Origin of the sequence: Pseudomonas sp. EL_65y_Pfl1_R83, assembly GCF_963970695.1 — a bacterium.
Taxonomy (GTDB): Bacteria; Pseudomonadota; Gammaproteobacteria; order Pseudomonadales; family Pseudomonadaceae; genus Aquipseudomonas; species Aquipseudomonas tritici.
The window spans coordinates 339,456-360,983 of record NZ_CAXAQI010000001.1; the positions used below are offsets into that span (position 1 = coordinate 339,456).

Here is a 21,528-nt window from a genome sequence, read left to right on the forward strand (position 1 = left end):
TTACATTGACGACACTCCCACGAGGAGCCCGTCACTTGAATTCCGCCTACCCTGGAGCTTCACATGACCCCGAACAACGCAGTCAGACGCGACGACGATCCACAGGAAACCCGCGAGTGGCTGGAGTCCATCGAATCTGTGCTGTCCACCGAAGGCCGCCCGCGCGCGCACTACTTGATCGATCAGTTGCTGGATTTCGACGTGGCGCGGCATGGCGACTTCTATGGGCGGGTTACCACCCCCTACGTCAACACCCTCCCGGTGGACCGCCAACTGCCCTACCCCGGCAACCTGGCCATGGAACGCCGCACCAATGCGTTTATTCGCTGGAACGCCATGGCGATGGTATTGCGCGCAGGCAAACACTCCGGCGTTGGTGGGCATATTGCGACCTATGCGTCAGCTGCTGTGCTGTATGACGTAGGCTTCGATCACTTCTTCCGTGGGCGCACCGATACCTTTGACGGCGACCTGGTGTATATCCAGGGCCACTCCTCCCCTGGTATCTACGGCCGCGCCTACCTGGAAGGCCGCATCAGCGAAGCGCAGCTCGACAACTTCCGCCGCGAGGCCGGTGGCGAGGGCATTTCGTCCTATCCGCACCCGCGGCTGATGCCGGACTTCTGGCAATTCCCCACCGTGTCCATGGGCCTCGGCCCGATCACCGCCGCTTACCAAGCGCGCTTTATGCGCTATCTGGAATTGCGCGGCCTCAAGCAGCACCAAGGGCGCAAAGTCTGGGCCTTCCTCGGTGATGGCGAAATGGACCAGCCGGAATCCCTGGCCGCCATATCCCTGGCGGGTCGCGAGAAACTCGACAACCTGATCTTTGTGGTCAACTGCAACCTGCAACGCCTGGACGGCCCCGTGCGCGGCAACGCCAAGGTGATCCAGGAGTTCGAAAGCCTGTACCGCGCCGCCGGCTGGAACGTGATCAAAGTGATCTGGGGCGGTGGCTGGGACGCGCTGCTGGAAAAAGACCAAAGCGGCCTGCTGCGCCAGCGCATGATGGAATGCGTTGACGGCGACTATCAGAACTACAAGTCCCAGAACGGCGCTTATGTGCGCGAACATTTCTTCGGCAAATATCCGGAATTGCTGGCGTTGGTTGCGGACATGTCCGACGACGATATCTGGAAACTCTCACGGGGCGGGCATGACCCGGACAAGGTCTACAACGCCTACGCCGCCGCCGTGCGCCACAGCGGCCGACCTACCGTGATCCTGGCGAAAACCGTCAAGGGCTTTGGCATGGGCGAAGCTGGCGAAGGCCAGAACATCAACCACCAACTCAAGAAAATGGGCGCCGACGCTGTAAGAGCCTTCCGCGACCGCTTCGGCCTGGAAGTGGCCGACGACCAGCTCGCCGATATCCCGTACATCAAGCCTGCCGCGGATAGCGAAGAAGCCCGCTACTTCGCTGCACGCCGCCAGGCCCTCGGCGGCTACGTACCAGCGCGACACAGTGCGGTCGAATCGTTGCAAATCCCTGAACTGAGTGCCTTCGCCACCCAGCTTAAAGACACCGGCGAACGCGCGATCTCCACCACCATGGCCTTCGTGCGCATCCTTGGCACCCTGCTCAAGGACCCGCACCTGGGCAAACTGATCGTGCCCATCGTGCCAGATGAATCGCGCACCTTCGGCATGGAAAGCCTGTTCCGTCAGATCGGTATTCATTCCGCCGTCGGCCAGCTCTATACCCCACAGGACGCCGGGCAACTGAGCTACTACAAGGAGAGCAAGGACGGACAGATCATGCAGGAAGGCCTGAATGAATCCGGCGCCATTTCCTCATGGATCGCGGCGAGTACGTCCTACAGCAACCACGGCCTGATGACCGTTCCGTTCTATATTTTCTACTCCATGTTCGGCTTCCAACGCGTCGGTGATCTTGCCTGGGCGGCAGGCGATGCAAGGGCGCGCGGCTTCCTGCTTGGCGCCACGGCCGGCCGCACCACGCTGATGGGCGAAGGCTTGCAACATGACGATGGGCACAGCCATATCCTGTCGTCGGTGATTCCGTGCTGTGTGTCTTACGACCCGACGTTTGCCTACGAGCTGGCGGTGATCATTCGCGAAGGCATGCGGCGGATGTATGTCGACCAAGAGGACATTTACTACTACATCACCCTGCTCAACGAAAACTACCCGCACCCAGCGATGCCTGATGGCGTGGAAGACGGAATTCTCAAGGGTTTGTACCGATTGAACGCCAGCGAGCAGGCTCAGGTGCAACTGATGGGCAGTGGCTCAATCCTGCGGGAAGTCATGGCGGCGGCTGAATTGCTGGAGAAAGACTTTGGCGTGCAAAGCAACGTGTGGAGCGCAACCAGCCTTACCGAATTGCGTCGCGATGGCCATGAGGCCGAGCGCTGGAACCTGCTGCACCCGGAGAGCGAGCCACGGATAAGTTATGTGGAGCAATGCCTGGCCGGTGAAACGGGGCCCGTGGTGGTGGCGACAGACTACATGAAACTTTTCGCCGATCAGGTCCGCCCTTTCGTACCTGGCCGGCGCTTTGTGGCATTGGGTGCGGATGGCTTCGGGCAATCGGATACCCGAGAAACCCTGCGGGCATTCTTCGAAGTGGACCGGCACTTCATCGTGCTGGCGGCCTTGAAGGCGCTGGCGGATGACGGTGTGATCGGTCGCGATAAAGTCAGCGAGGCAATCAGCCGCTACGGGATCAACGTCGACAAGACGAACCCCGCAGCGGTCTGAGTTACTGTGCAGGCGTCGGCAGGGGCGGAATCGCTTCGGTCGGCGCAGGCAGCTCCGGGTTCGTGGCAGCCGGTGCAGGCTCTGCTTGCGGGGCAATCGGCGCGGCCTCGGCAGGCGGCGCCACGGGTTGTGAAGTGGCAGGCGGGTCGTTCGGCGGCTCGACCTTCTCGACCGTCTCGGCAGCCGGGGCGGCTTTAGGTTCCGGCACCCCCAGGTCAGCCTTCGGCTTCTCAGGGATATTCTCGGCCTTCTTCACCTCTTGCGGCAGGAACACATCCACCAGCGCAAAGTAACGATCGTAGAACTTCGGCGCGGACACGGTCTCACTGGCCACTTTCACCATCGAGTCATCGGTAGAGCCGATTGGCATCGACACGGACCCCAGCACACCCACACCCACACTCGCGGAGTTGTTGACCTTCTTCAGCGCGTAGCGATCCTGCAAGGCGTTGGCAAACATTGTTGAATGGTTGGTGCCTTTGCCATCATCGGCACACACCACGTTGAAGCTAATCTGCAGGTGGCTCTCGCCCGTCTGCTGAAAGCTCTTGTTACCCACGACCACTTTCGAATCGTTACTGGTGATGATGTAGCCCTGGCTAAGTAGGGCACGGCGCGCGGCTTCGCACGCGGCGACATCACTGACCGGGTAATCCCGCGAAAACGTGCCGGAGTCGTCGAAACTCTCATGTTCATAGATAGCGGTCTTGGGTGACGAGCAGCCCGCGGCGCCCGCCAACACTAGCGCCACCCCAAGGCTACGCAAGTAAAATGATGTCGACATTGAAAATCCCGAGGAAAACAGTCAGGGCGGTATTGTGCAACAGAACGAGGCCTTGGCGCGCGCATTCCTGTCGGTAAAACGTCACAGCCCTACGAGACGCCACCTGTAGGAAAAAGCCCGGCGCACAGGTGATCAATAAATACGCGCAATTTAGCCGACGCATGGCGACTTGATGGCCACAACATCCAGAAACTGCCCCGGTGTTCAAGATAGTCATCCAGTACCCTTTGCAGGCGCCCCTCGCGCACTGCGAGGTTGACCATATAGTCCGGCAGGCAAGCGATACCCAACCCTTCGTGCACCACATGGTTGAGGGACTCGATGGTGGTACTGACCAGAGACGCGCGTAAAAAGGGTTCAGAGGCGCCGGGGGCGATGCGCAGCGGCCAGGGTTCCAGTTTGCCTGTGGCGCAGAACTTGTGGCGCAGGCAGGCATGCTCGCTCAAATGCTGCGGCTCTTTCGGCGTGCCATGCTGGCGAAAATAAGCCGGTGTACCGACCAGCACCAATTGGTAATGCCCCAGATGACGGACCATCAGGCGCGAATCTTCCGGTTTGCCAGTGCGAATCACCGCGTCGAAACCTTCCTCGATTACGTCCACCATGCGGTCGGAAAAATCCACATCCAGCTCGATATCCGGGTAGGCCCGCATAAAATCGCTGAGCACCGGCATCAACAAACCGCGCACTTGCGGCACGCTGATGCGCAGCTTGCCCCGGGGCGTGGCGCTGGCTTCGGTCAGCTCGCGCTCAGCGGCCTCGACTTCGGCAAGGATACGCCGCGAGCGCTCAAGGAACAGCGCGCCCTCGCTGGTCAAGGTGATGCTGCGGGTGCTGCGGTGAAACAGCCTCACACCCAAGCGTTCTTCCATCCGCGCGATGCTTTTGCCGACGGCCGAAGACGACACCCCCAGCGCACGCCCGGCGGCGGTGAAACTGCGGGTCTCTGCCACCTGCACGAATACCGAGAGTCTGCCGAGACTGTCCATGATGTGCCCTTGGAGATTACGGACACTGAGGTCCGATAAGTTCGGAACATTAGCCTGTTTTTCCGCCGACCACAGCCCCCTACTCTGGGAGCTTGACCTTTTGCATGGATAAAATGCGATGACGTGCCTCACCGATGCCCCAGTTACCCCCCAGAAAGAAACACTGCCGCTGGGCGGCTTGCTGGCCTTAGCCAGTGCCGGCTTTATCACCATCCTCACCGAAGCCATGCCTGCCGGGCTCCTGCCGCAGATGGGCGAAGGCCTGGCCGTGTCGCCCGCACTGGTCGGCCAATTGGTCACGCTTTACGCCATTGGGTCACTGCTGGCGGCCATCCCGCTGACGCTGTTGACGCGAGGCTGGCGACGGCGCCCCTTGTTGCTGGTGGCCATTAGTGGCTTTGCGCTGGTCAACAGCGTGACCGCCCTTTCCAGCCACTACGGGCTGACCTTGATGGCGCGCTTCTTCGCGGGCGTATTCGCCGGGCTGCTCTGGGCGTTACTGGCGGGTTACGCCAGCCGAATGGTTGCGCCACACCTGCAGGGCCGGGCGATTGCGGTGGCAATGCTAGGCGCCCCGTTGGCGCTGTCACTGGGTGTACCCGCCGGCACCTTTCTGGGCGCCGTGGTTGGCTGGCGCCTGAGTTTTGCGATCATGACCGGGCTCACGCTGGTGCTACTGATCTGGGCGCGCTGGCAACTTCCGGATTTTGCCGGCGAACGCGGCACAAAACGCTTGGGGCTGCATCAAGTGCTGACATTGCCAGGCATTCGTCCGGTGCTGTGGGTGACCTTCACCTACGTGCTGGCCCATAACATTCTCTATACCTATATCGCCCCGCTGCTGGTACCGGCGGGAATTGTTGCGGATATCGATCGGGTGCTGCTGGTGTTCGGCCTCGCCGCATTGTTGAGCATCTGGCTGGCAGGCGTATTGATTGATCGGTGGTTGCGCGCACTGCTGCTGATCAGTTGCGCGCTGTTTGGCCTGGTCGCCTTGGCGCTGGCGTTCTGGATCGACCTGCCAGCGGTCATCTACACCGCCGTCGCGCTATGGGGCCTGGCCTTCGGCGGACTGCCCGCGCTCCTGCAAACAGCGCTGGCCAAGTCGGCAGGCGAGTCGGCGGATGCCGCGCAGTCGATGCTGGTGACCGTCTGGAACCTGGGCATCGCGGGCGGCGGTTTCGCAGGCGGCGTGTTGCTCCAGGGATGGGGTGTCGGCGCATTTCCGTGGGCGGTTGTGCTGCTAATGCTGCTGGCCCTGGCCGGCGCACTACAGGCTTCGACCCAACAACTGGCCCGGCCATCCCTCCAGGTCGAACATTGAAATGCGCTCATATCCGCAGGACTCATAAAACCGAACCAGGTCGCCGATCCCGCCGCCGTAGCAGTCCACACGCAAACGCCTCACTCCCGCAGAACGGGCACGGTCGTCGGCGAACGCCATGAGGCGCCGACCAATACCCCGTACGCGCTGATCCCGCGAGGCGATCAGCAGCCGCACATAGACCTCAGGTTCTGTCGCTGCGGGCACATAAGCCATGGGCTCGCCCAACACGAGTGCGGCCAGGACCTGGCCGCTGCTGTCCTGTGCCACCCACGCACCCGGCATCGCGCAGGCATCGGTTACTTGCGCAACCCGCCGCGGCGAGGCTGACCAGGGCTCAGCTCCCCATTGACCGTGATTGCCCCTGGTCACGAACCAGACAATCACTTCGTCGAACACCTGCAAAACCGCCGGGGCATCCGCCACACTGGCGCGGCGGATCACCACCCCCTCACTTCCTTGATCGAACACGCTTAAAACTCCTTGGTCCGCGACAGTGAATGCCCAGTCTAGCGCACATAAAAAACCCCCGGACTGTTCAGGCCGAGGGCTTTTTTGTTCAAACCGACATCAGTACTTCTTGATGTCAGCCTTGATTTCCAACTGCTTGCGGTAGGCCGCGAAGTCCTGCTGACCGATACGCGAAGCGAGGAAGCGGCGGTATTGCGCCTTTTCTTCGTCCGTTGGTGCAGCGGCTTCGTTGACACCGTTCAAACGCACGATCACTAGGCTACCGTCAGCCAGGGTCACAGTGGTGAAGGTCGGCTTGTCCTTGGCCGCAGGCTTGGGCATGCGGAACAGGGCTTGCAGCACGGCAGGGTCGATCGCTTCCTGGCTACGAGTAGCCGCTTCAGTGACCTTCCACGCCTGGCCGTCGACCGGCTGGTTCAGCGGGGTCTTGCCATCACGCAGGCTGGCGATCAACTCGTCAGCGTGAGTCTTGGCAGCCGCGCTGGCGCGCTCCTTGGCCATCTGCGTACGAATCGCGGCATTGACGCTTTCCAGCGGCAGTTGCGCAGGCTTCAGATGCTCCTTGGCACGCAGCACGATGATGGTTTCCGGGTCCAGCTCGATGGCGGCGCTGTTGGCACCCTCATCCAACACTTCCGGGCTGAACGCAGCGGTGACCACGGCACGGTTGGCCGCAACACCTTCCCCACCTTCACGGCCAAACGGCGCGGAGGTATGCACGGTCAGCTTCAGGTCGGACGCCGGCTGGGCCAGGTCGGACGCTTCAAATGCCGCATCTTCCAATTGCTTGGTCGCTTCGACAAAACGCTGCTCGACTTGCTGGGTCTTGAGGTCTTTGGTCAACTTGTCTTTCAGGCTGGCAAACGTCGGCACTTGCGGTGCCTCAACGCCCAACAGCTTGATCAAGTGCCAACCGAAGGTGCTGCGCACTGGTGCCGAGACCTGGTCCTTCTTCAACGCGTACAACGCGGTTTCAAACTCCGGGTCGTAAACGCCTGGGCCGGCAAAGCCCAGATCGCCGCCACTGTTGGCCGAACCTGGATCCTGAGAGAACTCCTTGGCCAGGGCTTCGAATTTCTCGCCCTTGGCCAGGCGAGCCTGGATTTCTTCGATCTTGGCCTTGGCTTGTGCGTCGGTGACCTTGTCGTTGACTTCAATCAGGATGTGCGCAGCACGACGCTGTTCAGCGAGGTTGGCGATTTCTTTCTGATAGGCAGCCTGCAGTTCATCGTCCTTGACGCTGACCTCGTCGAAGAAGGACGACTTCTTCAATTCCAGGTAGTCGATAACCACTTGATCAGGGGTCATGAACTCTTTGGCGTGCTGGTCGTAGTAAGCCTTGACCTCGTCGTCGGTGAGTTTCACCGCGGCAGGGTTGGCCTTGATGTTGACGGTGGCGAAGTCGCGGGTCTGTTTTTCCAGACGGGCGAATGCCAGCACTTCGGCGTCGGTGACGAAACCACTGCCGGCGATACCTGCGCGAACCTGGCCGATGAGCATTTCCTGGGTCAGCATCTGACGGAATTGCATACGGCTGTAGCCCAACTGACGAATCACCTGGTCAAAGCGTTCGGCGCTGAACTTGCCGTCCACCTGGAACTCCGGCGTCTGCAGGATCACCTGGTCCAGCGCAGCTTCAGAGAAGCCAAACTTGGAATCGGCCGCACCTTGCAGCAGCAACTTGCGATCGATCAGCCCCTTGAGGGCCGCCTCGCGCAGCAGTTTTTCGTCCAGCAGCGAAGCATCGAAATCCTTACCCAGCTGTTGCATCAGCTGGCGACGTTGCATGTCGACGGCTTGGCTCAGCTCGGTCTGGGTGATCTCTTCACCGTTGACCTTGGCCACGTCCTGTTTACTGTTACCCGAAGCCTGGAAAATGGCTTCGATACCGGTGAACGCCATCAATGCGACGATGATCCCGATAATGGTCTTGGCAATCCAGCCTTGTGAATTGTCCCTGATATTTTGCAGCATGCGTCCCCCAGAAACGGTTGAACTTCAAAAATAGGCAACCGTGGAGCGTGGGTAGAGTCCGGATAGAAGAAAGGCGCATCCGAGGATGCGCCTTCTCGTAACTGGCGGAGCGGACGGGGGTTTTAACCCACACCCCCTGCGTAGTGACCCAATGGATACGTAGGTCAGCTGCCGCTCCGCTGCCAGGCCAGACCTGCGTCCGACCCGGGTAGGTAAGGCTTGAGCGAGGCTTAGTTAACGGCTTCTTTCAGGGCTTTACCGGCTTTGAAACCTGGTTTCTTGGCAGCAGCGATTTGCAGTGCTTTGCCAGTCTGTGGGTTACGGCCAGTGCGAGCTGGGCGGTCAGTCACAGAGAAAGTACCGAAGCCTACCAGAACCACGGAGTCGCCGGCCTTCAGAGCGCCAGTGACGGATTCGATTACTGCATCCAGCGCACGGCCAGCAGCAGCTTTCGGGATATCAGCGGATGCAGCGATAGCATCAATCAGTTCCGACTTGTTCACTCTAAGTCCCCTTATATTTCTATTGAGTATGATTCTAAGTTTTTTGGTAAAAACAAAAGCCAGTGCTGAATGGCCTACAGACACTTAAGAGCCGCTTTATAACAAGGGCTCTAAAAAGCTGTCAAGGAAGCCCCCCGGCTTAATCGCATTAATGCGTGCTAATTCTTTCCTTGGAATCTGACTCGCGTTTTTCATCCTTCGCGACAATCTCCGGAGCCACATCCGGCAAGGGCTCCGGCGCGTATTGCAGCGCAATTTGCAGGACCTCGTCAATCCATTTAACCGGTTTAATCTGAAGATCCTGCTTGATATTGTCAGGAATTTCTTTCAAGTCGCGAACATTCTCTTCAGGAATGATCACGGTCTTGATGCCACCCCGGTGGGCGGCGAGCAATTTCTCTTTCAAACCACCGATAGCCAATACTTGGCCACGCAGGGTGATTTCCCCGGTCATTGCGACATCGGCACGCACCGGAATGCCAGTCAATGCCGACACCAGGGCCGTGCACATGCCTACGCCTGCGCTAGGGCCGTCCTTCGGCGTCGCCCCTTCAGGCATGTGAATGTGCGTGTCGTGCTTCTCATGGAAGTCCAGGGGGATACCCAGGCTCTTGGCGCGGCTGCGCACCACAGTCTGCGCGGCAGTGATGGATTCGACCATCACGTCACCCAGCGAACCGGTCTTGATCAGCTGGCCTTTGCCCGGGATCACTGCAGCTTCGATGGTCAGCAATTCGCCGCCCACTTGGGTCCACGCCAGGCCAGTAACCTGCCCTACCTGATCCTGTTGCTCGGCCAGGCCGTAACTGAATTTACGCACGCCCAGGAAGTGCTCCAGGGAGTCGGCGGTGACTTTCACCGAGAAGCGTTTTTCCAGCGCATGCTCCTTGACCGCTTTGCGGCAGATTTTCGCGATCTGGCGCTCCAGGCCCCGTACACCGGCCTCGCGGGTGTAATAACGCACGATGTCACGGATCGTTTCGAGCTCGAATTCGATCTCGCCCTTCTTCAGGCCGTTGGCCGAAATCTGCTTGGGCGCTAGGTATTTGACCGCAATGTTGATCTTCTCGTCTTCGGTGTAGCCCGGCAGACGAATCACTTCCATCCGGTCCAGCAACGCTGGCGGGATGTTCATGGAGTTGGAGGTGCACAGGAACATTACGTCGGACAGGTCGTAGTCGACTTCCAAGTAATGGTCGTTGAAATTGTGGTTCTGTTCCGGGTCGAGCACTTCGAGCAGGGCCGATGCCGGATCGCCACGCATGTCGCTGCCCATTTTGTCGATTTCGTCGAGCAGGAACAGCGGGTTGCGCACACCCACTTTCGTCATCTTTTGAATCAATCTTCCCGGCATCGAACCGATGTAGGTCCGGCGATGACCACGAATTTCCGCTTCATCGCGCACACCGCCGAGGGCCATGCGTACGAACTTACGGTTTGTGGCACTGGCAATCGACTCGGCCAACGAGGTTTTACCCACGCCTGGCGGACCCACCAGGCACAACACCGGCCCACGAATTTTCTTCACGCGCTTTTGCACGGCGAGGTATTCGAGGATGCGTTCTTTAACTTCCTCGAGGCCGTAGTGATCGGCGTCGAGGATATCCTCAGCACGAGCCAGGTCCAGGCGCACCTTAGTCTGGGCCTTCCACGGCACCTGCACCAGCCAGTCGATGTAGGAGCGCACCACAGTGGCTTCAGCCGACATCGGCGACATTTGCTTGAGCTTGTTCAGCTCGGCGCTGGCCTTGGTCAGGGCGTCTTTCGGCAGGCCGGCGGCATCGATGCGCTTTTTCAGCTCTTCGATTTCGTTGTGGCCGTCCTCGCTGTCGCCGAGTTCTTTCTGAATGGCCTTCATCTGCTCATTCAGGTAGTACTCGCGCTGGCTGCGCTCCATTTGTTTCTTCACACGGCCCCGGATGCGTTTCTCAACCTGCAACAGGTCGATTTCGCCATCCAGCAGCGTCAGCACATGCTCAACACGGGCGGACAGGTCGATAATTTCGAGGATGTCTTGCTTCTGCTCGATTTTCAGCGCCATGTGCGCGGCCATGGTATCGACCAGGCGGCTTGGCTCATCAATGCTGTTGAGGGAGGACAGGACTTCAGCCGGGACTTTCTTGCCCAACTGCACATACTGCTCGAATTGCGAGAGCAGGCTGCGTACAAAAACTTCGGACTCACGTTCAGGGGCTTCGACTTCGTCGATCAACGCGACTTCAGCGCGCAGGTGGCCGTCCACCTCCATGAAGCGCTCGACCGCACCCCGTTGCTCACCTTCCACCAGCACCTTGACAGTGCCATCAGGCAGCTTGAGCAGTTGCAGCACGGTAGCAATGGTGCCCACGCGATACAGGGCGTCTTCGCCTGGATCATCATCAGCAGGATTTCTCTGGGCCAACAGCAGGATCTGCTTGTCACCCGTCATCGCAGCCTCGAGGGCTTCGATAGACTTCTCGCGACCCACGAACAGCGGGATAACCATGTGCGGATAGACGACGACATCACGCAACGGCAGGAGAGGCAATTCAATGGTTGTCTTCATGATTTCGCCTCTATGACAGTTGAAAAATAAACTTGAAACCAAGATGGGGGCTGCATGCAAAAAAAACAAGCTTATTGCCAGCAGTTAAACGCAGTAAACGTTTTGGAGTAAAAAACGCTGTAAAAACAAAGGGGCCCCTGAAGGACCCCTTGTTTATACCGAAACTGCGAAACGCTTACGCGTCAGGCGCAGCCTTGGCAGCCGGCTCACTGTTTTCGTAGATATACAGCGGCTTGGACTTGCCTTCTATGACGCTTTCGTCAATCACCACTTTACTCACCTCGGACTGCGAGGGGATTTCGTACATGGTGTCGAGCAACACGCCTTCCAGAATCGAACGCAGGCCACGCGCACCCGTCTTGCGCTCCAGTGCCCGCTTGGCCACTGATTTGAGTGCGTCGGTACGGAACTCGAGGTCTACACCCTCCATCTCGAACAGCTTGGCGTATTGCTTGGTCAGGGCGTTTTTCGGCTCGGTGAGGATCTGAATCAGAGCAGCCTCATCCAACTCATCCAACGTGGCCAGGACCGGCAGACGGCCAACGAATTCCGGGATCAGACCGAACTTGACCAGATCGTCAGGCTCGACTTCACGCAGGGACTCGCCCACCTTCTTGCCTTCTTCCTTGCTGCGCACTTCTGCACCGAAACCAATGCCACCCCGGGTGGAACGCTGCTGGATAACTTTTTCCAGCCCGGAGAATGCACCGCCACAGATGAACAGGATGTTGCGCGTATCAACCTGAAGGAATTCCTGCTGCGGGTGCTTACGGCCGCCTTGTGGCGGTACGGAAGCAACCGTGCCTTCGATCAGTTTCAACAGGGCTTGCTGCACGCCTTCACCGGAAACATCCCGCGTGATCGACGGGTTGTCAGACTTGCGCGAAATCTTGTCGATTTCATCGATGTAGACAATGCCCATCTGGGCCTTCTCTACGTCGTAGTCGCACTTCTGCAGCAGCTTCTGAATGATGTTCTCGACGTCTTCACCCACGTAACCAGCCTCAGTGAGGGTGGTGGCGTCGGCGATAGTGAACGGAACGTTCAGCAGACGAGCGAGGGTTTCTGCAAGCAAGGTCTTACCCGAGCCTGTAGGACCGATCAGCAAGATGTTGCTCTTGCCGAGCTCGACTTCGTCGCCTTTCTTGTCACGCTGGTTCAAGCGCTTGTAGTGGTTGTACACCGCTACGGCCAGAACCTTCTTTGCACGCTCTTGACCAATGACGTACTGGTCAAGGATGCCGCTGATTTCTTTAGGCGAAGGCAATTTATGCGCGCTGCTTTCGGCCTGGGCTTCCTGCACCTCCTCACGGATGATGTCATTGCACAGGTCGACGCACTCGTCGCAGATAAAGACCGAGGGGCCGGCAATCAATTTGCGTACTTCATGCTGGCTTTTGCCACAGAAGGAGCAATAGAGCAGCTTGCCGTTGTCCTCGCCGTTGCGGGTGTCAGTCATTCGTTCGATCCAAATCCGATAGGCTTGCAACACAAGATGAAGGCTTACGCGGGCTTTTTCAAGCCCACCAGTGGTCGGACATGCCGACCAGCCCTATTTTGAGCGGCTTATATTAAGCGGGGCGCTTGTCGATCACAGCGTCGATCAGCCCGTAGTCACGCGCGGCTTCGGCACTCATGAAGTTGTCGCGGTTGGTGTCGCGCTCGATTTCTTCGAGAGTGTGCCCGCTGTGCTTGGCCATCAGCGTATTGAGACGCTCGCGAATGAACAGGATTTCCTTGGCGTGGATTTCGATATCCGACGCCTGGCCCTGGAAACCGCCCAATGGCTGGTGAATCATAACGCGCGAGTTAGGCAGGCAGTAACGCTTGCCCTCAGCACCTGCGGTCAGCAGGAATGCACCCATGCTGCAGGCTTGGCCGATGCAGGTGGTCGATACATTCGGCTTGATGAACTGCATGGTGTCGTAGATCGACATGCCCGCAGTCACCGAACCACCCGGCGAGTTGATGTAGAGATGGATATCCTTGTCCGGGTTTTCCGCTTCAAGGAACAGCAGCTGCGCACAGATCAGGTTGGCCATGTAATCCTCTACGGGGCCCACCAGAAAGATCACTCGCTCCTTGAGCAGGCGCGAGTAGATGTCGTAGGCGCGTTCGCCACGAGCGGACTGCTCGACAACCATCGGGACCAGGCCGCCAGCGGCCTGGATATCAGAGTTCTGCTGAATATAGGAATTACGGAACATGCTCTGCAGTTACTCCCAAATAGTCATGTCTTGAAAACGCATAAGCCAGCGCGAGGCTGGCTTATGGTTGTATTTCCAACGAGTTGGACAATCAGTCGGCTTGTGCTGCTTCTGCCGGCTTGACTGCTTCTTCGTAAGAGACCGCTTTATCGGTCACCTTAGCCTTCTGCAGAACAGTATCCACAACTTGTTCTTCCAGCACAACCGAACGTACTTCGTTCAGCTGCTGGTCGTTCTTGTAGTACCAAGCCACAACCTGCTCAGGCTCCTGGTAGGCCGAAGCCATTTCCTGGATCATTTCGCGAACGCGGTCTTCGTCAGGCTTGAGGTCGAACTGCTTGACCACTTCTGCCACGATCAGACCCAGCACGACGCGGCGCTTGGCTTGCTCTTCGAACAGTTCGGCCGGCAGTTGATCAGGCTTGATGTTGCCACCAAACTGCTGAACAGCTTGTACGCGCAGGCGATCCACTTCGTTCGACAACAGGGCCTTAGGCACTTCGATCGGGTTGGCGGCCAGCAGACCGTCCATAACTTGGTTCTTGACCTTGGACTTGATGGCCTGACGCAGCTCGCGCTCCATGTTCTTGCGAACTTCGGTGCGGAAGCCTTCGATGCCGGTTTCCTTGATGCCGAATTGAGTGAAGAACTCCTCGTTCAGCTCAGGCAGCTTAGGCTCGGAAACGCTATTGACGGTCACGGTGAACTCGGCGGCCTTGCCGGCCAGGTCCAGGTTCTGGTAGTCAGCAGGGAATTCCAGGTTCAGAACACGCTCTTCACCGGCTTTGGCGCCAACCAGGCCGTCTTCAAAACCAGGGATCATGCGGTTGGAACCCAGCACCAGCTGAGTACCCTTGGCGGAGCCGCCAGCGAAGACTTCGCCGTCAACCTTGCCAACGAAATCGATGTTCAGCTGGTCTTCGTTCTGGGCAGCACGCTCGGCCACTTCGAAACGGGTGTTCTGCTTGCGCAGGATTTCCAGCATGTTGTCCAGGTCCGAATCAGCCACTTCGGCGCTCATGCGCTCGATAGCAATACCATCGAAACCGGCCACTTCGAATTCTGGGAACACTTCGAATACGGCAACGTATTCCAGGTCCTTGCCCGCTTCCAGGGACTTAGGCTCGATCGACGGCGAACCTGCTGGGTTCAGCTTTTGCTCAACCACTGCCTCGTAGAAAGAAGCCTGGATTACGTCACCAACAGCTTCCTGGCGCGCATCAGCACCAAAACGGCGCTTGATTTCGCTCATTGGCACTTTGCCTGGACGGAAACCAGCGATCTTGGCCTTTTGGGCAGTCTGCTGCAGACGCTTGTTGACCGCAGTCTCAATACGCTCTGCCGGAACGGTGATGCTCAGGCGGCGCTCGAGAGCAGTAGTATTTTCAACAGAAACTTGCATGGATATTCCTCGTTGCACAGACGTTAGCCGGCCATTTCCGACCCCAATCAAGGGCATGCATTCTAGTGGGTCAAACTCAAGAAGTCACCCTACTGAAAATACGCCCGAAAACAGCCGGCAATTTATCGGTACGAAGGCACTGACGCACCTCGCCCCGGTGACAAATACAGCCAAGTACGCCAGGGCTCTGCGCCGCCTCTTCTATATATAGAAGAAGTCGTCTATCCCCCTTGGCGGCCAACCCCTCAAACAGGGCCAGCAGGCAGTGCGGCATCATCGAGATACATAAATACGACGAAACGCCCTGCCGTCGCGACCCACTACCTGCAGCCGCCGAATATTCGTACCGCTGAAACCAAAAAAGGCGCCAGACTGTTAAATCTGGCGCCTTTCGAATATGGGGTGGACGAAGGGGATCGAACCCTCGACAACGGGAGTCACAATCCCGTGCTCTACCAACTGAGCTACGCCCACCATATTGCGTTAACAAAGAAACCAAACTACTTCTTTGTTGAGCCCTGCCCTGCCTTTCGACATGGCCAAGCCGTGTTTGGTGCGGATGAAGAGACTCGAACTCTTACGCCTCGCGGCGCTGGAACCTAAATCCAGTGTGTCTACCAATTCCACCACATCCGCGCTTGTAGCTCTTAAAGCAAAGGCGCCAGACGATTAATCTGGCGCCTTTTCAAAATATGGGGTGGACGAAGGGGATCGAACCCTCGACAACGGGAGTCACAATCCCGTGCTCTACCAACTGAGCTACGCCCACCATCTAGCGTTACTTGTGCCAAAGCTGCCTAATGGCGCACCCGGCAGGACTCGAACCTGCGACCATCCGCTTAGAAGGCGGATGCTCTATCCAGCTGAGCTACGGGCGCCTGATTAATCTGTACTCTTGGAGGATTACAAACTAAGTGCTTCCAGCCTTACAGAACAACACTCTATTCTGCTCGACCTTCTTAACCAGTGCTAGGCTGTGCCCGACAAGTGCGACGAATAGTATAGATGGCCTGGAAACCCGTCAAATCTTTTTTGAAAAAAACTGATTTTATTTAAGGGGTTAGGGCAATTTGCAGACCAAGCGCCTTTGCCCTCACGTCATGGCATGCGAGAATGCGCGCACTTTTCTTCCCCCTCTCGATGGTTAATCACGCGTAATGACTGCACAACTTATCGACGGCAAATCAATCGCCGCCAGCCTGCGCCAGCAGATCGCCAAACGCGTCACCGAGCGTGGCCAGCAAGGCCTGCGCACGCCTGGCCTCGCGGTGATCCTGGTCGGCAGCGATCCTGCGTCCCAGGTTTATGTCTCGCACAAGCGTAAAGACTGTGAAGAGGTCGGCTTTATTTCCAAGGCCTACGACTTACCTTCCGAGACCACCCAGCAGGCGCTTACCGACCTGATCGACGGTCTCAACGACGACCCGAAGATCGATGGCATCCTGCTCCAACTGCCTTTGCCCGAGCACTTGGACGCGTCCAAATTGCTGGAGCGCATCCGCCCGGACAAGGACGTCGACGGCTTCCACCCTTACAACGTCGGCCGCCTGGCCCAGCGTATCCCGCTGCTGCGCCCGTGCACTCCGAAAGGCATCATGACCCTGCTGGAAAGCACCGGTGTCGACCTTTATGGCCTTGATGCCGTGGTTGTCGGCGCGTCCAACATCGTCGGCCGCCCGATGGCCATGGAACTGCTGCTGGCCGGCTGCACCGTGACCGTCACCCACCGCTTCACCAAAGACCTCGCCGGCCATGTTGGCCGCGCCGACCTGGTCGTCGTCGCCGCCGGTAAGCCGGGCCTGGTCAAGGGTGAGTGGATCAAGGAAGGCGCCATCGTCATCGACGTGGGCATCAACCGCCAGGAAGACGGCAAACTGGTGGGTGACGTGGTGTACGAAACCGCCCTGCCCCGCGCTGGCTGGATCACTCCAGTACCCGGTGGGGTTGGCCCGATGACGCGTGCCTGCCTATTGGAAAATACCTTGTACGCCGCAGAAACCCTGCACGATTGATAACCAGGCGTACTGAAAAAGCCCTGCCTTATCGCAGGGTTTTTTATTGCCCGCAAAAAACTTTTTACTTAGTTTTTAGGAACTTTCATCTGGCTTTAGAAGAACATTCGACAGTTTCTGATCCATACTCCTAAAATGTAACGGCATTTATCAAAAACCCGTTCCCGAACGGTATTTCCTTACTTTTTTAGCGAGTTCATCCGCGTGAAAATTCGTCTCTCTCTTGTCAGCCTATTTTTTGCTTTCACAGGCACCTTCGCGCAAGCAGCCGAAACCACCCAGGCTCCGCGTGATACCTCCAAGCTGCAAATCGCTTCAGGCAGCGCAATGCTGGTGGACCTGCAGACCAATAAGGTCATCTATTCCAGCAACCCCGACGTGGTGGTGCCCATTGCCTCGGTGAGCAAACTGATGACCGGCCTGATCGTGCTCGAAGCCAAGCAGAACATGGATGAGTACATCGATATCAACATCAAGGACACGCCGGAAATGAAAGGTGTGTTCTCCCGCGTGAAAATCGGCAGCGAAATGCCGCGCAGAGAGATGTTACTGATCGCCCTGATGTCGTCAGAAAACCGCGCCGCTGCCAGCCTGGCCCACCACTACCCAGGCGGCTACCCAGCGTTTATCGCGGCGATGAACGCCAAGGCCAAGGCGCTGGGCATGACTAGCACCCATTACGTCGAGCCTACTGGCCTGTCGATTCATAACGTGTCCACCGCCCGTGACCTGAGCAAACTGCTGGCCGCCGCGCGCCACTACCCGCTGCTCAGCCAACTGAGTACCACCAAGGAAAAGACCGTTTCGTTCCGCAAGCCCAGCTACACACTGGGCTTCTCCAACACCGACCACCTGATCAACCGCGCCAACTGGGACATCAAGCTGACCAAGACCGGCTTCACCAACCAGGCCGGCCACTGCCTGGTGCTGGTGACCAGCATGGGTAACCGCCCGGTGTCGCTGGTGATCCTGGATGCCTTTGGCAAATTCACTCACTTCGCCGATGCCAGCCGGATTCGTAACTGGGTAGAAACCGGCAAGAGCGGCTCGGTGCCGGATGTGGCATTGCGCTACAAGGCTGATAAGAACCTGAAGAACCGCCCGAACGCTGCACAAGTGCGTCGCTAAACACGTACTGCCTATGTGGGCGCTGGCTTGTGTGGGAGTCGGGCTTGCCCGCGATGCAGGCACTGAGGTGTTTCAGTGGCACCGAGGTGATGCTATCGCAGGCAAGCCAGCTCCCACACAAGCCCGCCCCCACACTGGATCGTCGGTTTTCTTTACTTGCGTTCCACCAACACTTTAAGCGCCTGCGCCGCCGCCCGCTCCTGCCCGGCCTGGGCCGTTGCATTAGCCGAATCACGCCAGCGTTGAGCATCCACATTGGCCGGCAACTGGCTTGGGCGCTGGGTGACGATTGCCCAACTCCCCGCGCTCTTCCACTTCGATTCAAAGGCGCTAAAGCTCATCAAGAGGCGCCGGTCCATCCCGGAGCGCAGCAGCACAGTACTTTTCTGCTGATTGAACCCGACCACGACCACGTAGTGCGCGTCAGACCACACCCCGCCGCCAATTCTCGCCATCACCGGGTAACCCGCCGCCACCTGCGCCAGCACCGCCGTCAGCTCTGCATCCAGCGGGTACACCATCAGCCCGTATTCACGCGCCAGCACCTGCATGTTGCGTTGAAGGTCCGCTTCGGCGCCCGGTAAACGCAGCGGCTTATCCAACAAGCCCGGTGTCATGACAATGCCTTGTTGCGACAGCATGCTGGCTAAAGCCGTAGGACCGCTCTGATAAGCCTCGCCGCGAAAAGTCGGCACGCCATTGAGCTCGACACGCTCCGGCAGGCCCACCAGCCTCGACGGGGTCGCAGAGCACGCCGCAAGCCCCAGGGCACAGGCGAGCAACACGGATATTTTAAGGTTCGACCGTAACCGCAATTTTCTACTCTCTTGATCAACTGCCGGTGAGGGCCCTGATCATAGGACGCTCTGCCACGCGGGTATAGCCCGCAGGCTTAGTAAAGGGAGTGGATAGAGCAAAGAAGTTGGACAGACACGACCATTGGTCAATAGCAGGCAACCTCCGCCTAGCTAGACTGTCACTTGAGAAGACTGTGTGTGCCCCGTACGGGGCGAAAGGAGGCCCGAATGAGCCTTGCAACAACGATTTTACTGTTGATCTGCGGTTGGCTGGCGGTAGCCGGCGCCATGTTGTGGGGGGTGTTGCGCATTACCCGCCGGCACTATCACCCCCACGTAAAACCCGCCAATCCCCACAAGGCAGCGGTGCATCACGCCTAGCCAGGCATGCAATTGAAGCCCTGAGTCGCTGCGACTTCCTAAACCTGTCGCAGCCCTGACGCTGCTGGCGTTGCAAGGTTGCTCAATGGCGCCGACCTAAACCGTGCCTTCGGTAAACCTCCCGACGGTCTACCGCGAACAGGCCCGTGACGGCCCGTGGCACAACGAACATTGCAGGCGGTACAGACCCGTCAGTGACAGGCAAGCGTGCGATTGGTCACCGCGCTCGGTGGGGGCTGGCAATCTGGCGACCGGCCTTTGCCCCAATCAACTTCGCCTGCCCATCCTTCTGCTTTCCCGTCCGCGCCTCAGTGATCAATCCTGGGATCAACTTGCCCTCGGGCAAGTTCTTCCAGAACCGGCTCGGCAAATGCCCTTCCATCACCTTGGGGTTCAACCGCGCCGGATTGAAGATGTGGCTGTAATAGGTCAGCCACATCGCACTGTGCGGATCCTCTACATTCTGCGCCAGGTGCCGCCACGCCTCGGGGCACTCGCGCTGATGAATAAGCTGCTCTCCGTCGTAGTAGACCCCGTCCAGCGGCGTGGCGATCATCCACCGATGACGGCCCATGCGCCCGATGAAATGCTGGCTGGCGGATTTCAGAATGTCGTGTGCAGGCTCGTGCCAGGCCACATATTCCGGCAGCTCCGACCCCGCCCCAGCAGGTAATGCGATAAACCGCACAAACGCATGCAGATGGTGCGCCTCGCGGCTGACCTGTTTGATCCGCCGCTGCAACTCGCTACCCAGCTTGTCCCCTGCCAGCATCGCAGTACGATCGCCATGGCTCACACGCCACAACACTTCATACAGCAGGCTCCAGCGCTGGTCGCCGTGGTAGCAGGCGGCCGACTCCAGCAGATCCAACAGCGCCTTGGGCACCCGCGTCTGGAACGGCCCGAGGCCTTCGGGGATGGACTGGTCGGTAGCAAACAGATCGGCTACCTCGGCCTCGCCCCAACTCACTTGGCTGGGATCGACCTGATGGCTGAGCAGCCATCGCGCCTGGTCGCGCCAGGTGCTGAACAGGTTGTCGCATTCCAGGCTGATCATCCCCACAGCCCCATTTGCTGCGGTGCGGGGCGGTCGCGCAATTGCTCACGTAGCAGCACGCTGGTGCTTTCGGCCTGTTGCGGGTGATAGTCACTGGTGATGAAAAACGGCTTGGCCTTGGCCAGTACGCAGCGCATGCGCGCCAGGTCTTCGAAGCGGATCTTGCGTTCACGCCGCAGGTCCACCAGGCGCTGGGTGGTGCGCAGGCCAATGCCCGGAATGCGCGCAATCAAGGTCGGCTCGGCGCGGTTCAGGTCCAGGGGGAATACCTCGCGGTGTTCCAGGGCCCAGGCCAGCTTGGGGTCGATATCCAGGGCCAGGTGGCCGGGGCCTGCGAACAGTTCATTGGCGCTGAACCCGTAGCTGCGCAGCAGGAAATCGGCCTGGTACAAGCGATGCTCGCGCATCAGCGGTGGTGCAGCCAGGGGCACGCTCTTCGGGCTGTTGGGGATGGGGCTGAACGCCGAGTAATACACACGCCGCAGCTTGAAATTGCCGTAAAGCGCTTCGGCACCGTGGAGGATGGTGCTGTCATCGGTGTCGTCGGCGCCGACGATCATTTGCGTACTCTGCCCTGCCGGGGCGAATCGCGGTGCGCGCGGCTCATTGAGCACGGTCTGCTCGCCGGTGTAGATGGTCTGCATGGCCTGCTTGATGGAGACGATCTGTTTTTCCGGCGCCAGGGTCTGCAAGCTGGTCTCGGTAGGCAGTTCGATATTCACGCTCAGGCGGTCGGCATAACGCCCGGCTTCGGCGATCAGCGCCGGGTCCGCATCCGGAATGGTCTTGAGGTGGATATAGCCGCGAAAGTCGTGATCTTCGCGAAGAAGCTTGGCGACCCGCACCAACTGCTCCATGGTGTAGTCGGACGAACGGATGATGCCAGAGCTGAGAAACAGCCCGCTGACGCAATTGCGCCGGTAGAAGTCCAGGGTCAGGGTGACCACCTCCTCCGGGCTGAAACGCGCGCGGGGCACGTCGCTGGAGCGGCGGTTGACGCAGTATTGGCAGTCGTAGAGACAGAAGTTGGTGAGCAACACCTTGAGCAATGACACGCATCGCCCATCGGGCGTATAGCTGTGGCAGATGCCCATGCCATCGGTAGAACCCAGCCCCGCCTTGCCCTCGGAGCTACGCTTGGGCGCGCCGCTGCTGGCGCACGACGCGTCGTACTTGGCGGCGTCGGCGAGGATGCTGAGTTTTTCGATCAACTGCATGGAGGGCCACCGA

General features: G+C 58.8%; 17 protein-coding genes and 4 tRNA genes. 5 read left to right on the top strand and 16 right to left on the bottom strand.

Annotation, left to right across the window (positions count from 1 at the left end):
* The first annotated feature begins 63 nt into the window (after positions 1 to 63).
* On the top strand, positions 64 to 2,724 hold the full coding sequence (gene aceE, locus AACY08_RS01555; protein WP_339467536.1) for a pyruvate dehydrogenase (acetyl-transferring), homodimeric type: 2,661 nt from the start codon (positions 64 to 66) through the stop codon (positions 2,722 to 2,724).
* Position 2,725: 1 nt separating this feature from the next.
* On the opposite strand, the gene AACY08_RS01560 is transcribed toward aceE, so the two are convergent.
* Together AACY08_RS01560 and AACY08_RS01565 are read right to left on the bottom strand one after the other, a co-directional pair.
* Positions 2,726 to 3,508: a DUF2242 domain-containing protein gene (locus AACY08_RS01560; RefSeq protein WP_339437205.1), complete on the bottom strand. Its 783-nt coding sequence runs from the start codon at positions 3,506 to 3,508 to the stop codon at positions 2,726 to 2,728.
* Between the two features lie 89 nt (positions 3,509 to 3,597).
* Positions 3,598 to 4,497, bottom strand: coding sequence for a LysR family transcriptional regulator (locus tag AACY08_RS01565; RefSeq protein WP_339467537.1), 900 nt, complete (start codon positions 4,495 to 4,497; stop codon positions 3,598 to 3,600).
* Between the two features lie 118 nt (positions 4,498 to 4,615).
* Here AACY08_RS01565 and AACY08_RS01570 point away from each other — a divergent pair, with 118 nt between their 5' ends.
* Positions 4,616 to 5,821, top strand: a complete 1,206-nt coding sequence (locus AACY08_RS01570; protein WP_339467538.1) for an MFS transporter — start codon at positions 4,616 to 4,618, stop codon at positions 5,819 to 5,821.
* Here AACY08_RS01570 and AACY08_RS01575 read toward each other — a convergent pair.
* From AACY08_RS01575 to AACY08_RS01625, 11 genes are all read right to left on the bottom strand, one after another.
* Positions 5,768 to 6,292, bottom strand: coding sequence for a GNAT family N-acetyltransferase (locus AACY08_RS01575; protein ID WP_339467540.1), 525 nt, complete (start codon positions 6,290 to 6,292; stop codon positions 5,768 to 5,770). The genes AACY08_RS01570 and AACY08_RS01575 overlap by 54 nt on opposite strands.
* A 99-nt stretch (positions 6,293 to 6,391) precedes the next feature.
* Positions 6,392 to 8,266 (bottom strand): SurA N-terminal domain-containing protein, encoded by a 1,875-nt coding sequence (locus tag AACY08_RS01580; protein WP_339467541.1) that lies wholly within the window; start codon positions 8,264 to 8,266, stop codon positions 6,392 to 6,394.
* 230 nt (positions 8,267 to 8,496) lie between these two features.
* Positions 8,497 to 8,769, bottom strand: coding sequence for an HU family DNA-binding protein (locus AACY08_RS01585; protein ID WP_003174819.1), 273 nt, complete (start codon positions 8,767 to 8,769; stop codon positions 8,497 to 8,499).
* Positions 8,770 to 8,917: 148 nt separating this feature from the next.
* The gene (gene lon, locus AACY08_RS01590; RefSeq protein ID WP_339467542.1) at positions 8,918 to 11,314 is read right to left on the bottom strand and encodes an endopeptidase La; all 2,397 of its coding nucleotides are present in this window, start codon (positions 11,312 to 11,314) and stop codon (positions 8,918 to 8,920) included.
* Between the two features lie 175 nt (positions 11,315 to 11,489).
* Entirely contained in the window at positions 11,490 to 12,773 is a 1,284-nt protein-coding gene (clpX, locus tag AACY08_RS01595) for an ATP-dependent Clp protease ATP-binding subunit ClpX (protein ID WP_017136464.1), read from the bottom strand.
* Positions 12,774 to 12,885: 112 nt separating this feature from the next.
* Positions 12,886 to 13,521, bottom strand: a complete 636-nt coding sequence (gene clpP, locus AACY08_RS01600) for an ATP-dependent Clp endopeptidase proteolytic subunit ClpP (RefSeq protein WP_017848147.1) — start codon at positions 13,519 to 13,521, stop codon at positions 12,886 to 12,888.
* A gap of 91 nt (positions 13,522 to 13,612) precedes the next feature.
* The gene (tig, locus tag AACY08_RS01605) at positions 13,613 to 14,923 is read right to left on the bottom strand and encodes a trigger factor (RefSeq protein ID WP_339417991.1); all 1,311 of its coding nucleotides are present in this window, start codon (positions 14,921 to 14,923) and stop codon (positions 13,613 to 13,615) included.
* A 398-nt stretch (positions 14,924 to 15,321) separates the two neighbouring features.
* A tRNA-His gene (locus AACY08_RS01610) sits at positions 15,322 to 15,397 on the bottom strand.
* A 77-nt stretch (positions 15,398 to 15,474) separates the two neighbouring features.
* Positions 15,475 to 15,559 (bottom strand) — tRNA-Leu (locus AACY08_RS01615).
* A gap of 57 nt (positions 15,560 to 15,616) precedes the next feature.
* Positions 15,617 to 15,692 (bottom strand) — tRNA-His (locus AACY08_RS01620).
* A gap of 32 nt (positions 15,693 to 15,724) precedes the next feature.
* Positions 15,725 to 15,801 (bottom strand) — tRNA-Arg (locus tag AACY08_RS01625).
* A gap of 279 nt (positions 15,802 to 16,080) precedes the next feature.
* On the opposite strand from AACY08_RS01625, the gene folD reads away from it, so the two are divergent.
* Positions 16,081 to 16,935: a bifunctional methylenetetrahydrofolate dehydrogenase/methenyltetrahydrofolate cyclohydrolase FolD gene (folD, locus tag AACY08_RS01630; RefSeq protein WP_314563020.1), complete on the top strand. Its 855-nt coding sequence runs from the start codon at positions 16,081 to 16,083 to the stop codon at positions 16,933 to 16,935.
* 204 nt (positions 16,936 to 17,139) lie between these two features.
* Complete coding sequence (gene pbpG / locus AACY08_RS01635) at positions 17,140 to 18,063, top strand: D-alanyl-D-alanine endopeptidase (protein WP_339467544.1); 924 nt, start codon at positions 17,140 to 17,142, stop codon at positions 18,061 to 18,063.
* 152 nt (positions 18,064 to 18,215) lie between these two features.
* Here the strand turns inward: pbpG and AACY08_RS01640 are convergent, their stop codons facing one another.
* Complete coding sequence (locus tag AACY08_RS01640) at positions 18,216 to 18,878, bottom strand: C39 family peptidase (protein WP_339467546.1); 663 nt, start codon at positions 18,876 to 18,878, stop codon at positions 18,216 to 18,218.
* Positions 18,879 to 19,088: 210 nt separating this feature from the next.
* Between AACY08_RS01640 and AACY08_RS01645 the strand changes: the two genes are divergently transcribed.
* A complete protein-coding gene (locus AACY08_RS01645) occupies positions 19,089 to 19,241 on the top strand; it encodes a hypothetical protein (RefSeq protein ID WP_339467548.1) in 153 nt (50 codons plus the stop codon).
* Positions 19,242 to 19,458: 217 nt separating this feature from the next.
* Here the strand turns inward: AACY08_RS01645 and AACY08_RS01650 are convergent, their stop codons facing one another.
* Together AACY08_RS01650 and AACY08_RS01655 are read right to left on the bottom strand one after the other, a co-directional pair.
* Positions 19,459 to 20,298, bottom strand: a complete 840-nt coding sequence (locus tag AACY08_RS01650; RefSeq protein WP_339467549.1) for a TIGR03915 family putative DNA repair protein — start codon at positions 20,296 to 20,298, stop codon at positions 19,459 to 19,461.
* A complete protein-coding gene (locus AACY08_RS01655) occupies positions 20,295 to 21,515 on the bottom strand; it encodes a putative DNA modification/repair radical SAM protein (RefSeq protein WP_339427861.1) in 1,221 nt (406 codons plus the stop codon). The genes AACY08_RS01650 and AACY08_RS01655 overlap by 4 nt, the downstream gene beginning before the upstream one ends.
* Between the last annotated feature and the right edge of the window lie 13 nt (positions 21,516 to 21,528).

What these genes read in the sequence shown, in the direction of transcription:
- tig (WP_339417991.1), bottom strand. Translation starts at nt 14,923, where the DNA reads ATGCAAGTTTCTGTTGAAAATACTACTGCTCTCGAGCGCCGCCTGAGC.
- AACY08_RS01560 (WP_339437205.1), bottom strand. Translation starts at nt 3,508, where the DNA reads ATGTCGACATCATTTTACTTGCGTAGCCTTGGGGTGGCGCTAGTGTTG.
- clpX (WP_017136464.1), bottom strand. Translation starts at nt 12,773, where the DNA reads ATGACTGACACCCGCAACGGCGAGGACAACGGCAAGCTGCTCTATTGC.
- clpP (WP_017848147.1), bottom strand. Translation starts at nt 13,521, where the DNA reads ATGTTCCGTAATTCCTATATTCAGCAGAACTCTGATATCCAGGCCGCT.
- AACY08_RS01570 (WP_339467538.1), top strand. Translation starts at nt 4,616, where the DNA reads ATGACGTGCCTCACCGATGCCCCAGTTACCCCCCAGAAAGAAACACTG.
- folD (WP_314563020.1), top strand. Translation starts at nt 16,081, where the DNA reads ATGACTGCACAACTTATCGACGGCAAATCAATCGCCGCCAGCCTGCGC.
- aceE (WP_339467536.1), top strand. Translation starts at nt 64, where the DNA reads ATGACCCCGAACAACGCAGTCAGACGCGACGACGATCCACAGGAAACC.
- AACY08_RS01645 (WP_339467548.1), top strand. Translation starts at nt 19,089, where the DNA reads ATGAGCCTTGCAACAACGATTTTACTGTTGATCTGCGGTTGGCTGGCG.
- lon (WP_339467542.1), bottom strand. Translation starts at nt 11,314, where the DNA reads ATGAAGACAACCATTGAATTGCCTCTCCTGCCGTTGCGTGATGTCGTC.
- AACY08_RS01655 (WP_339427861.1), bottom strand. Translation starts at nt 21,515, where the DNA reads ATGCAGTTGATCGAAAAACTCAGCATCCTCGCCGACGCCGCCAAGTAC.
- AACY08_RS01650 (WP_339467549.1), bottom strand. Translation starts at nt 20,298, where the DNA reads ATGATCAGCCTGGAATGCGACAACCTGTTCAGCACCTGGCGCGACCAG.
- AACY08_RS01565 (WP_339467537.1), bottom strand. Translation starts at nt 4,497, where the DNA reads ATGGACAGTCTCGGCAGACTCTCGGTATTCGTGCAGGTGGCAGAGACC.
- AACY08_RS01580 (WP_339467541.1), bottom strand. Translation starts at nt 8,266, where the DNA reads ATGCTGCAAAATATCAGGGACAATTCACAAGGCTGGATTGCCAAGACC.